This window comes from Streptomyces sp. NPDC049577, assembly GCF_040675635.1.
Classification (GTDB): Bacteria; Actinomycetota; Actinomycetes; order Streptomycetales; family Streptomycetaceae; genus Streptomyces.
In genome coordinates this window covers 1-10,941 of the sequence record NZ_JBFAPH010000220.1, presented here as the reverse complement: position 1 = coordinate 10,941, position 10,941 = coordinate 1, and the positions used below count along the sequence as shown (strand labels likewise).

Annotated in this window: 13 protein-coding genes and 1 pseudogene; 9 read left to right on the top strand and 5 right to left on the bottom strand. The window is 74.1% G+C overall.

Annotated elements, in window-relative coordinates; genetic code table 11:
- A pseudogene (locus AB0K09_RS22760) lies at nucleotides 1–440 on the top strand (hypothetical protein); the annotation flags it as partial.
- Between the two features lie 28 nt (nucleotides 441–468).
- Here AB0K09_RS22760 and AB0K09_RS22755 read toward each other — a convergent pair.
- A complete protein-coding gene (locus tag AB0K09_RS22755; RefSeq protein WP_366067211.1) occupies nucleotides 469–900 on the bottom strand; it encodes a VOC family protein in 432 nt (143 codons plus the stop codon).
- Nucleotides 901–934: 34 nt separating this feature from the next.
- The gene (locus AB0K09_RS22750; RefSeq protein WP_366067209.1) at nucleotides 935–1,822 is read right to left on the bottom strand and encodes a neutral zinc metallopeptidase; all 888 of its coding nucleotides are present in this window, start codon (nucleotides 1,820–1,822) and stop codon (nucleotides 935–937) included.
- A gap of 175 nt (nucleotides 1,823–1,997) precedes the next feature.
- Between AB0K09_RS22750 and AB0K09_RS22745 the strand changes: the two genes are divergently transcribed.
- The 3 genes from AB0K09_RS22745 to AB0K09_RS22735 all read left to right on the top strand — a co-directional run bounded on the left by AB0K09_RS22745 (nucleotide 1,998) and on the right by AB0K09_RS22735 (nucleotide 5,155).
- Nucleotides 1,998–3,596, top strand: coding sequence for an ABC-F family ATP-binding cassette domain-containing protein (locus tag AB0K09_RS22745; RefSeq protein ID WP_366067208.1), 1,599 nt, complete (start codon nucleotides 1,998–2,000; stop codon nucleotides 3,594–3,596).
- A gap of 408 nt (nucleotides 3,597–4,004) precedes the next feature.
- Complete coding sequence (locus tag AB0K09_RS22740; RefSeq protein WP_181143599.1) at nucleotides 4,005–4,226, top strand: helix-turn-helix domain-containing protein; 222 nt, start codon at nucleotides 4,005–4,007, stop codon at nucleotides 4,224–4,226.
- 131 nt (nucleotides 4,227–4,357) lie between these two features.
- Entirely contained in the window at nucleotides 4,358–5,155 is a 798-nt protein-coding gene (locus tag AB0K09_RS22735) for an enoyl-CoA hydratase/isomerase family protein (protein ID WP_366067207.1), read from the top strand.
- Nucleotides 5,156–5,187: 32 nt separating this feature from the next.
- Here the strand turns inward: AB0K09_RS22735 and AB0K09_RS22730 are convergent, their stop codons facing one another.
- Complete coding sequence (locus tag AB0K09_RS22730) at nucleotides 5,188–5,805, bottom strand: hypothetical protein (protein ID WP_366067206.1); 618 nt, start codon at nucleotides 5,803–5,805, stop codon at nucleotides 5,188–5,190.
- Nucleotides 5,806–5,925: 120 nt separating this feature from the next.
- Here AB0K09_RS22730 and AB0K09_RS22725 point away from each other — a divergent pair, with 120 nt between their 5' ends.
- Genes AB0K09_RS22725 through AB0K09_RS22705 form a run of 5 tightly spaced genes read left to right on the top strand, consistent with a single transcriptional unit; the run spans nucleotide 5,926 to nucleotide 8,096 of the window.
- Entirely contained in the window at nucleotides 5,926–6,354 is a 429-nt protein-coding gene (locus AB0K09_RS22725; RefSeq protein ID WP_366067205.1) for an Asp23/Gls24 family envelope stress response protein, read from the top strand.
- 10 nt (nucleotides 6,355–6,364) lie between these two features.
- Nucleotides 6,365–6,556, top strand: a complete 192-nt coding sequence (locus tag AB0K09_RS22720; RefSeq protein ID WP_366067204.1) for a hypothetical protein — start codon at nucleotides 6,365–6,367, stop codon at nucleotides 6,554–6,556.
- A 22-nt stretch (nucleotides 6,557–6,578) separates the two neighbouring features.
- Nucleotides 6,579–6,914, top strand: a complete 336-nt coding sequence (locus AB0K09_RS22715) for a hypothetical protein (RefSeq protein WP_366067213.1) — start codon at nucleotides 6,579–6,581, stop codon at nucleotides 6,912–6,914.
- A complete protein-coding gene (locus tag AB0K09_RS22710; RefSeq protein ID WP_366067203.1) occupies nucleotides 6,911–7,486 on the top strand; it encodes a DUF6286 domain-containing protein in 576 nt (191 codons plus the stop codon). Before AB0K09_RS22715 ends, AB0K09_RS22710 begins: the two co-directional genes overlap by 4 nt.
- 19 nt (nucleotides 7,487–7,505) lie before the next feature.
- Nucleotides 7,506–8,096 carry an alkaline shock response membrane anchor protein AmaP gene (locus tag AB0K09_RS22705; protein ID WP_366067202.1) on the top strand — a complete coding sequence of 197 codons (591 nt, stop codon included), beginning with the start codon at nucleotides 7,506–7,508 and terminating at the stop codon, nucleotides 8,094–8,096.
- Nucleotides 8,097–8,375: 279 nt separating this feature from the next.
- Here AB0K09_RS22705 and AB0K09_RS22700 read toward each other — a convergent pair whose 3' ends face one another.
- Nucleotides 8,376–9,131: an SDR family oxidoreductase gene (locus AB0K09_RS22700; protein ID WP_366067201.1), complete on the bottom strand. Its 756-nt coding sequence runs from the start codon at nucleotides 9,129–9,131 to the stop codon at nucleotides 8,376–8,378.
- A gap of 5 nt (nucleotides 9,132–9,136) precedes the next feature.
- Entirely contained in the window at nucleotides 9,137–10,924 is a 1,788-nt protein-coding gene (locus AB0K09_RS22695; protein WP_366067212.1) for a glycoside hydrolase family 15 protein, read from the bottom strand.
- Between the last annotated feature and the right edge of the window lie 17 nt (nucleotides 10,925–10,941).

The following is a 10,941-nucleotide window of genomic DNA, read 5'->3' as shown; positions in this document are numbered from 1 at the left end:
TCGACGCGGCGCGCGGGGACGACGCCATGGTCCGCGGCCTGGCCTTCGAGGCCCTGCGCGCGGTCGGCGCCCCCGCCGAGCCCGCCGTGCGGGCCGCCGTCGACGAGCCGGGACTGCGCCCCTACGCCCTGCTGTGGATCGCGGAGCACGAGGGGCACGACCCCGAGGAGGCCGCCGGCGTCCTCACCCGCGAGGAGGCCACCTGGCTGTGGGTCGACACCGCCGCCGCCGTCGCCGACCACGGCGAGAGCCGGCTGCTGGTCCGCCACCTCGACTCCGCGGTCCAGGGCACGGTCCCGGGGCTGCTGGAGGAGGTGCGCGCGGTCGGCCACCCGCGCACCGTGCAGGTGCTCGTCGCCCTCGCCGCCGCCCACCCGGACCCGGCGCTGGCCAAGGCCATGCGCCGGGCGGCGTTCCAGGTGCACACCGGCGGGTCGTGACACCGGCCGGCGGCCCCGCGGCGCCGGCTCAGGCCGTCACCTCGGGGCCCTCCGGCGCGTACGTGCCGAACGTCCACACATTGCCGCCCACGTCCCGCGCCATGTAGTCCCGCGAGCCGTACTCCTTGTCCGCCGGCGGGCAGAGGATCTCCACCCCGTGCTCCTGCGCCCGCTCGAAGTGCGCGTCCGTGTCCTCGACGACCACATAGACAGCCGCCGGCCCGCACCCGGCCATGGCCTCGTCGAACACCCCGCCCCGGCCCTTCGAGCCGACCATCACCATGCCGTTGCCGCGCACCAGCTCCGCGTGCAGCACGGTGCCGTCCTCGGCCTCGTAGAGCGCGCCCGTCACAAAGCCGAACGCGCCGGTGAGCTGGTCGACGGCCGCCTTCGCGTCCTCGTACAGCAGCGCCGGGCACAGATCCGGCGACGCCGTGCTCGTACCCCTCACGCCTGCCATGACGGACCTCCTCGCTTCCCGGCCGGCCTCCCGGTCACCGGAACGTGTCACACCGCTGCATGTCCCCCGTGGAGTACCCCGTCGTGAACCATTGCTGCCGCTGCGCGGCCGAGCCGTGCGTCCAGCTCTCCGGGGTGACCCGGCCCTGGAACCTCTCCTGGATCCGGTCGTCGCCGACCGCGGCGGCCGCCGAGAGGCCGTCCTGGATGTCGGCCGGCGTCAGCCGCGCGACCAGCGGCCGGCCCGTCGACTTCTCGGGCGTGGTGGTGGCGTGGCGGGCCCAGACCCCGGCGTAGCAGTCGGCCTGGAGCTCCGTCCGCACCGCGTCGCTCCCGGGGCCCGTCCGGCCGGTACGGTCCCGGCCGAGGACGCCCGTCAGGTTCTGCACGTGGTGCCCGTACTCGTGCGCGACGACGTACGCCTGGGCGAAGGGGCCGCCGCTCGCCCCGAACCTCGTCCGCAGCTCGTCGAAGAAGCCGAGGTCGAGATAGACCTTCCGGTCGCCCGGGCAGTAGAACGGCCCCACGGCGGAGGAGGCGGTTCCGCAGGCCGTGCGCACCTGGCCGGTGAAGAACACCGTCGACGCCGGGGTGTACGTGCGGGAACGGCGGGTGAATTCCCCGGACCAGTACGACTGGGCGCTGTTGACGACCGCGACGATCCGGCAGTCCTCCCGGGTGTTGGCGTCCTTGCCGGTACGGCAGTGTTGCGCGACCTGTGCGTCCGTGGTGGAGGTGGCCGCCGGGCCCCCTTCGGGCGAGCTCAGCCCCAGCTCCTGCGGCCCGATGCCGAAGAACAGCCCGGCCAGCAGGGCCAGCAGCCCGATGAGCCCGCCACCGATCGTGAGCCCGCCGCCGGGGATGCCGCCGCGCCGGTCCTGCACCTGCGAGGTGTCCAGATCGGCGTCGTCGTCGAATTGCATCCGGTCACCGCCTCTCCACCGGTGCGTACCCCGGGCAACCGTGAATCACCCCGGAAAAACGCTTGCGGCGCACCGTTAAACTGGTCCGCATGGCAATTCTCCTCGTGCATTAGACGGCGTCGAACAGACCTCAGACCGTCCCTTCCGCCGTCCACCCTGCCCAGGAGTACTTTCCGTGATCACCGCCTCCGGCATCGAGCTGCGCGCCGGCGCACGCGTTCTCATCGAGTCCGCCTCCTTCCGCATCACCAAGGGCGACCGCATCGGCCTCGTCGGCCGCAACGGCGCCGGCAAGACCACCCTCACCAAGTGCCTCGCCGGTGAGGGCATCCCCGCCGCCGGCACGATCACCCGGGCCGGTGAGGTCGGCTACCTCCCGCAGGACCCCCGCACGGGCGACCTCGACGTGCTGGCCCGCGACCGCATCCTCTCCGCGCGCGGCCTGGACTCCGTGCTGCGCAAGATGCGGGAGAACGAGGACCGCATGTCCAACGGCAAGGGCGCCACCCGTGAGAAGGCCATGAAGAAGTACGAGCGCCTGGAGACGGAGTTCCTGACCAAGGGCGGCTACGCGGCCGAGTCCGAGGCCGCCACCATCGCCGCCGCGCTCAACCTGCCCGACCGGGTGCTCGGCCAGCCGCTGCACACCCTCTCCGGCGGTCAGCGCCGCCGCGTCGAGCTCGCCCGGATCCTCTTCTCCGACGCCGACACCCTGCTGCTCGACGAGCCGACCAACCACCTCGACGCCGACTCGATCGTCTGGCTGCGCGACTACCTCAAGACCTACCGCGGCGGCTTCATCGTCATCTCCCACGACGTCGACCTCGTCGACACGGTCGTCAACAAGGTCTTCTACCTCGACGCCAACCGTTCGACGATCGACATCTACAACATGGGCTGGAAGCTCTACCAGCAGCAGCGCGAGGCCGACGAGAAGCGCCGCAAGCGCGAGCGGCAGAACGCGGAGAAGAAGGCCGCCGCGCTCAACGCCCAGGCCGACAAGATGCGCGCCAAGGCCACCAAGACCGTCGCCGCCCAGAACATGGCCCGCCGCGCCGAGAAGCTGCTGTCCGGCCTGGAGGACGCGCGCGTCGCCGACAAGGTCGCCAAGCTGCGCTTCCCCGAGCCCGCCCCCTGCGGCAAGACCCCGCTCATGGCGGAGGGCCTCTCCAAGTCCTACGGCTCGCTGGAGATCTTCACCGACGTCGACCTGGCCATCGACAAGGGCTCCCGCGTCGTCATCCTCGGCCTCAACGGCGCCGGCAAGACCACCCTGCTGCGACTGCTCGGCGGCGTGGAGAAGCCCGACACCGGCCGGGTCGTCGAGGGCCACGGCCTCAAGCTGGGCTACTACGCCCAGGAGCACGAGACGCTCGACCCGGACCGCAGCGTCCTGGAGAACATGCGCTCCGCCGCCCCCGACCTGGATCTGGTCGAGGTGCGCAAGGTGCTCGGCTCCTTCCTCTTCTCCGGCGACGACGTCGACAAGCCCGCCGGCGTCCTCTCCGGCGGCGAGAAGACCCGGCTCGCCCTCGCCACCCTCGTCGTCTCCTCGGCCAACGTGCTGCTCCTCGACGAGCCCACCAACAACCTCGACCCGGCCAGCCGCGAGGAGATCCTCGGCGCGCTGCGCACCTACAAGGGCGCGGTCGTGCTCGTCACCCACGACGAGGGCGCCGTGGACGCGCTCCAGCCGGAGCGGATCATCCTCCTGCCGGACGGCGTCGAGGACCTGTGGGGCGCGGACTACGCGGACCTGGTCGCCCTGGCCTGACCCCTGGCCCCTGGCCCCTGGCCCCTGACTCCTGGCCCGGCCGGCCGCTCGCACCGCCCGCGGCCGCTCGGTGATCAAGCTGTCCCGATCATTCGGCCGATGCGTGATCCATCATCTGAGTGAGGACGGCTGGTACCCCGGTGCGGCGCCACGCTCCGGCGCACGCGCCGCACCCGGCACCGGGCCCGCCGCACGACCGCACTTCCCGGCCCCCTTCTGACCTGCCCGTTCGCGCCGCCACCCGTACGGCCGTACGACCCCGGGCGCCTGGAATCGCCTGCTCCGGGCCCTGTCGTCGGCCGGAAACGGGGAAATCTCCTCTCATGGACCTTGCCGAATGGGTGGCCAGGAGGGCGCCAAGGGGTGATCATGAGAGACAAGAGGCGCATCTCCCATGAGGAGGCACGGGTGGCCGAGACTCTGAAGAAGGGCAGCCGGGTGACCGGCGCCGCGCGCGAAAAGCTCGCGGCAGACCTGAAGAGGAAGTACGACTCCGGTGCGAGCATCAGGGCGCTGGCCGAAGAGACCGGTCGCTCCTACGGCTTCGTCCACCGGATGCTGAGTGAATCCGGCGTGATCCTGCGGGGTCGCGGCGGTGCAACACGCGGCAAGAAGGCCGCCTCGGCCTGACGCCGCGCACTGTCGGTCATGGGCAGTGGCAACCCGGTCGGCCGAGCAGTCGGCCGGGTGGCTACTGTGCAGTAACGTCCACGACGAAAGCAAACGTCCTGCACGCGACTGCGGCCGAACCGGAGGCCCCCATGACTGCCAGCAAGACCCTGCTCGACCAGGACGGCGTACGGCTCGGCGTCGACGACGCCGGCGCGGTCGCCACCGTCACCCTCACCAACCCCGCCAAGCGCAACGCGCAGTCGCCCGCGCTCTGGCGGGCGCTGACCGAGGCGGGCCGGCTGCTGCCGGGCAGCGTGCGGGTCGTGGTCCTGCGCGGCGAGGGCAAGTCCTTCTCCGCCGGGCTCGACCGGCAGGCGTTCACGCCCGAGGGCTTCGACGGCGAGCCGTCGTTCCTCGACCTCGCGCGCGGTTCCGACGCGGAGCTCGACGCGGTCATCGCCTCCTACCAGGAGGCGTTCACCTGGTGGCGGCGCAACGACCTGGTGTCCATAGCCGCCGTCCAGGGCCATGCCATCGGGGCCGGCTTCCAGCTCGCCCTCGCCTGCGACCTGCGCGTCTGCGCGGACGACGTCCAGTTCGCGATGCGCGAGACCAGCCTCGGTCTCGTCCCCGACCTGGGCGGCACCCACCCCCTGGTCTCCCTCGTCGGCTACGCCCGCGCCCTGGAGATCTGCGCCACGGGCCGCTTCGTCCGCGCGCCGGAGGCCGAGCTCACGGGCCTGGCCAACGTGGTCGTCCCCGCCGCGGAACTGGCCTCCGCCACCGAGGATCTGACGGCGGCTCTGCTGGCCGCGCCGCGCGACGCGGTCGTCGAGACCAAGGCCCTCCTGCGCGGCGCGCTCACGCGCGGCTACGACACCCAGCGCGAGGCGGAACGCGCCGCCCAGGCGCGCCGTCTCCGCGACCTCGCGGGCCTCGGGGAGTAGTTCTCCTCCGCCGCCACGGCGGGAACCACGGGCTACGTGCCCAGCGGTGCCGAACCCGCATCGAGCGCCGTCACGACCACCTCTGCCGGGGCGACGGCCGCGCGGACCGCCGCGGCCACGTCCCGGGCCCGGTGACCGGTGGCCACCGCGATCTGGACCGTCGGGGCCGTACGGCCCCGCAGCACCGGCGCCAGGCGCGCCACCCCCGGCACGGCGAGCGCCGCCGCGCCCAGCGGGTCCGCGGGCGCGGCCCCCGGCGGCCCGGCCACCGTCCGGGGAGGGGGTGCGGGAGCCGCGTCGAGCAGCGCCGTCATCCGCAGGTCGATCGCCCCGGCAGCGAGCCCCACCCTGTCTTCCAGAGCTGCCCGCAGGGCACCGCGCAGAGCCGCTGCCGTCACCGGCAGCGGCCGGTCCGCCGTGGCCGCGACACCCCCCTCGACGCGCACCGGCCCCGGCGCCGGCGTTTCCGCCGGACGGAGGCGGACGCTCTCCAGCACCACCCCCGGGACCGCCGCGGCGGTCAGTCGCAGCACGTCCGCCACCGCGGCCTCCGTGATCCACGCCCCGTCGCCCAGGGGCAGCAGCCGGCCCAGGGCCAGCTGCCTCCGGACGGCCGGCTCCCATCCCTCGTCGTCTCCCACGGCATCCACGGACACCCAGCCTGCCGCACCGAATGACGGGGCGCGCCGCCGCAGCGCCGCTTAAGGTGGCAAAAGGACCGGTAGACGTTTTTTCTGCTTTCCCTTCTCCCGGAAGAGAGGCGATCGACGATGACCGACAGCGCACCACAGCACAAGGAGGCGCCCGTCGCCCCCGCCGACCGGGGCCGCACCACGATCGCCGACGGTGTGGTGGAGAAGATCGCCGGACTGGCGGCCCGCGACGTGCTGGGCGTGCACGCCCTCGGCAGCGGCATGGCCCGTACGTTCGGCGCGGTGCGCGACCGGGTGCCCGGTGGCAGGCCATCCGTGACCCGGGGCGTGAAGGCGGAGGTCGGCGAAGTCCAGACGGCGCTGGATCTGGAGATCGTCGTGGATTACGGCGTGGCGATCACGGATGTCGCCCGCTCCGTACGGGAAAACGTCATTGCGGCGGTGGAACGCATGACGGGCCTGGAGGTCGTCGAGGTCAACATCGCCGTGAGCGACGTCAAGCTGCCGGACGAGGAAGAGGAAGAACCGGAGCAGAGGCTCCAGTGAGGGGCGCGTGATGAGCATGGCGGCAGTCGGCCTGATCGCCGGCATGGCGCTCGGGTTCGCCGGGTACTTCGGTGGCTTCGGCGCGTTTCTGCTGGTGGCCGCGCTGGGAGCGCTCGGGTTCGTGGCAGGCAGGTTCCTGGACGGCGATCTGGAGCCGGGCGCGTTCTTCCGCACCCGTGCCCGCGACGAACGCCGGCGGTAGCGCGGTGCGGGGAGGGCGCGTGGTGGAGCCGGGCGAGCGCGGAGCGACCCGCATCGCCGACCGGGTGATCGCGAAGATCGCGTCGCAGGCGGCCCTGGAGGCGCTGAGCGACACTGCGGCGGACGACCACACCCCTCCGTACGCCGCGGTGACCGTGTACGACGACACGGCGCGGGTCCGTGTCGTCCTGGAACTGGGCTACCCCGTGGACGTCGCCGCCCGCTGCGGGGCGGTGCGCCGGCGGGTCGTGGAGCGGGTGCGCGGGCTGGCCGGGATGGAGGTCCCGGAAGTGGTGATCACCGTGGAGCGGCTGCACTCGCCGCACATGGACCGCACGGCCGGGGAGCGGGTGCGATGACCGCGCCCGACGACACGGTGTCCGGCGACGGGCGGGCGCACCGCTTCTGGTCCGCGCGCCGCCTGCCGGCCGCGCTGGTCGCGCTCGCCGTCCTGGGCGCCGCCGGCATCCTCCTCTACGACGTCGTGGCGGTCCGGGCCCACCATCCGGCCATGGCCTGGCGCCGCCGGCTCGCCGGCGAGCTGGCCCACCGCCACCTGGGCAACGGCTGGGTCATCGGCTGCGCGGCGACGGCCGTCCTCGCGGGCTGCTGGCTGATCGCGCTGGCGGTCACCCCGGGGCTGCGCGGGCTGCTGCCGATGCGCCGCGAGGCACGCGAGATCCGCGCCGCGCTGGAACGCAAGGCCGCCGCCCAGGCGCTGCGGGACCGGGCCCTGAAGGTACCCGGGGTGCGCGCGGTCCGGGTCGACGTCGGCCGCCGCCGGGTCCGGGCCCGGGCCCAGTCCCACTTCCGCGAGCTCGACGAGGTCCGCGCGGACGTGGACGCGGCGCTGGCCGAGGGCGTACGGGAACTGGGCCTGGCCCGCCGGCCACTGCTGTCGGTACGGGTGCGACGGCCGGCGAAGAGGTGACGGGAGGGGTGAGGGCACCGTGCTGAGGACCGTCAACCGCGTCCTGGTGGGCCTGGCCGGCGCGCTGCTGGTGGCGCTCGGGGCGGCGGTGCTGATCGGAGCGCTGGACCTGCAACGCCGCTGGGGCTTCTCACTGCCGTCGGGCTGGCCGTTCACCGGGCCCGACGACGTGCCGCTGACCACCGCCGACCGCACGCGCTGGCGCGCGCACGACTGGTGGTGGCCGGCGGTCATCGGCGGGCTCGCCGGCGTGGTGCTGCTGGCCCTGTGGTGGCTCTACGCCCAGGTGCGGCCGCGCCGGCCGGCGGTCGTGCGGGTCCCCTCGCAGGAGGCGGAGATCCTCGTGCGGGGGCGGGCCCTGGAGGAGGCGCTGGCCGCCGAGGCGGCGGCACTGACCGGCATCGACCACGCCCTGGTCACCCTGAACGGCCGCAGCACCGCGCCCGAGGCACGCATCGCCCTCACCCTGACCCCTCGCGCGGCCCCCGCGACCGCCCTGCGGGGCCTGCGCGATGTCCTGCGGACAGCCAGCACGTCGACGGCCCTACCGAGCCTCCCGGCCGAAATCCGCCTACGAGCCGTCCGGCACCGGGCCCGCCGCGTGGACTGAGCCCGCCCAGCTTTCCGCGGGCTGCGCCCGCACCCCCGCCCGGCCGCACCGTGCCGGCCTGCGGCCGGCCCGGCACCGCCGGGCTGCGCCGTGGTGGTTGCCCACCGTCGCGGCGGGGAGTGGGGGCGGGCGGAGTCGTCGCGGGCTGAGCCCGCATCCCTTCTCCGCCGCGACGGCGAGCAACCAGGGTGGTCGTTTCCGGCGGTGCCTGGCGGCGGATCGCGCCGCACGGTGCCGGCCCGCGGCCGGCCCGGCACCGCCGGGCGGAGCCCGAATGGGTCAGAAGCCGTGGGTGGCTCCGCCGTCCACCGGGAGCATCAGGCCCGTCAGGTAGGACGCCGCCGGTGAGAGCAGGAACGCGGCCGTGCGGCCGAATTCCTCCGGGGTGCCGTAGCGGCGGAGGGGGATGCGGGATTCCTGGGCGGCGCGAGCCGCCTCCGCGTCGCCCGAGAGGGCGTCGAGCTCGCGCACCCGGTCCGTGTCGATCCGGGACGGCAGCAGGCCCACGACACGGATGCCGCGCGGAGCCAGCTCCAGGGAGAGGGACTTCGCGAAGCCGGCCAGGCCGGGGCGCAGGCCGTTCGAGATGGTCAGGCCCGGGACCGGCTCCTGGACCGAGCTCGAGAGGACGAAGCCGATGACGCCGCCCTCGGAGAGCTCCGCGGCCGCTGCACGGGCCATCCGCACCGCGCCGAGGAAGACGGATTCGAAGGCCGCCCGCCACTGCTCGTCGTCGATGTCGGCGGTCGAGCCGGCCGGCGGGCCGCCGACGCTGATGAGGACGCCGTCGAAGCGGCCGAAGCGCTCCCGCGCGGTGGCGACGAGCCGCCCGGCGGCAGCCGGATCCGCGTTGTCGGCGGCAAGCCCCACCGCGTTCGGGCCCAGCTCGGCCGCGGCCGCCGCGGCCGCCGAGCCGTCCCGCCCGGAGATCACCACGCGTGCCCCGTCCGCGACGAGCTCGCGCGCGGTGGCACGGCCCAGCCCGCGGCTCGCGCCGGTCAGTACGTACACCCTGTCCTGCAGTCCGAGATCCATGCCGCTCAGTCTGCCGTGACCGTCCCGGCGAAGAGCAGGGCGGTCCCCACCAGACCGATGTGGCTGAAGGCCTGCGGGTAGTTGCCCAGCTGGCGGCGGGCCGCCGGGTCGTACTCCTCGGCCAGCAGGCCGAGGTCGCTGCGCAGCTCCAGCAGCCGCTCGAAGAGCTCGCGCGCCTCGTCCCGGCGGCCCGTCAGGTGGAGCGCGTCGGCGAGCCAGAAGGAGCAGACGAGGAAGGTGCCCTCGCCGCCGGGCAGCCCGTCGACGGGCTCCCGCCCCTCCAGGGTGTAGCGGCGCACCAGCCCGCCGTCGGTCAGCTCGCGGCGGACCGCGTCGACCGTGCCGACGACGCGCGGGTCCCCGGGCGGCAGGAAGCCGACGCGGGGGATGAGCAGGGTGGCCGCGTCCAGCTCCCGCGAGCCGTAGTACTGGGTGAAGGTGTTGCGCCCGGGGTCGTAGCCCTTCTCGCAGACCTCCCGGTGCACCTCCTCCCGCATCCGCCGCCAGCCCTCCAGGTCGCCGTCGAGCCGGGGGTTCTCCTCCAGGGTGCGCACCGCCCGGTCGGCCGCGACCCAGGCCATCACCTTCGAGTACGTGAAGTGGCGGCGGGTGCCCCGCACCTCCCACAGGCCCTCGTCGGGCTCGCGCCAGTGGCGCCGGATGAACTCCACGAAGGTGCGCTGGATGCTCCACGCGTGCGGCTTGGCCGGCAGTCCGGCGCGCCGGGCGACGTGGAGGCTGTCCATGACCTCGCCGTAGACGTCGAGCTGGAGCTGCTCGACGGCGGCGTTGCCGACCCGGACCGGCGCCGAGCCCTCGTAGCCGGGCAGCCAGGGCAGCTCGTGCTCCGGCAGCCGCCGCTCGCCGCTCAGCCCGTACATGATCTGGAGGTCGGCGGCGGTGCCGGCGACCGCGCGCAGCAGCCAGTCGCGCCAGGCGGCGGCCTCGTCGTGGTAGCCGGCAGCGAGCAGACAGCCGAGCGTCATGGTGGAGTCGCGCAGCCAGCAGTAGCGGTAGTCCCAGTTGCGCACGCCGCCGATCTCCTCGGGCAGCGAGGTGGTGGCGGAGGCGACGATGCCGCCGGTCGGGGCGTAGGTGAGAGCCTTGAGCGTGATCAGCGAGCGGAGGACGGCCTCCCGGTAGGGGCCGTCGTAGGTGCACTGCCCGGCCCAGGCGTGCCAGTCCTCCAGGCTGTCGCGCAGCGAGTCGTGCGGGTCGACCGGCTCGGGGCGCGGCTCGTGGGAGGGGTGCCAGGTCAGGACGAACGCGACGCTCTCCCCGGCGCCGACCGTGAACTCCGAGCGCGTGCTGTAGTCCTCGCCGTAGGTGCGCACGGCCGGCAGGCTGCGCAGCCACACCGCGTCCGGGCCGGCGATCCCCACGCGGTGGCCGTCGCTGCGGCGCACCCAGGGGACGACGGAGCCGTAGTCGAAGCGCAGCCGCAGCACGCCGAGCATCTCGACGCTGCCGCTGACGCCCTCGACGATCCGCACGACGTCGGGGGCGCGGTCGCGCTGGGGCATGAAGTCGGTGACCTTGACGGTCCCGGAGCCGGTCTCCCAGACGGTCTCCAGGACGAGGGAGTCCCCCCGGTAGGCGCGCCGGGTGCAGTGCCCGGCACCGGCCGGGGCGAGGCGCCAGTGGCCGTTCTCCCGGTCGCCGAGGAGGGCGGCGAAGCAGGCGGGGGAGTCGAAACGGGGCAGGCAGAGCCAGTCGATGGAGCCGTCGCGGCCGACCAGGGCGGCGGTCTGGAGATCGCCGATGAGCGCGTAGTCCTCGATGAGCGGTGCCACGCGATGCGCCTTCCCGC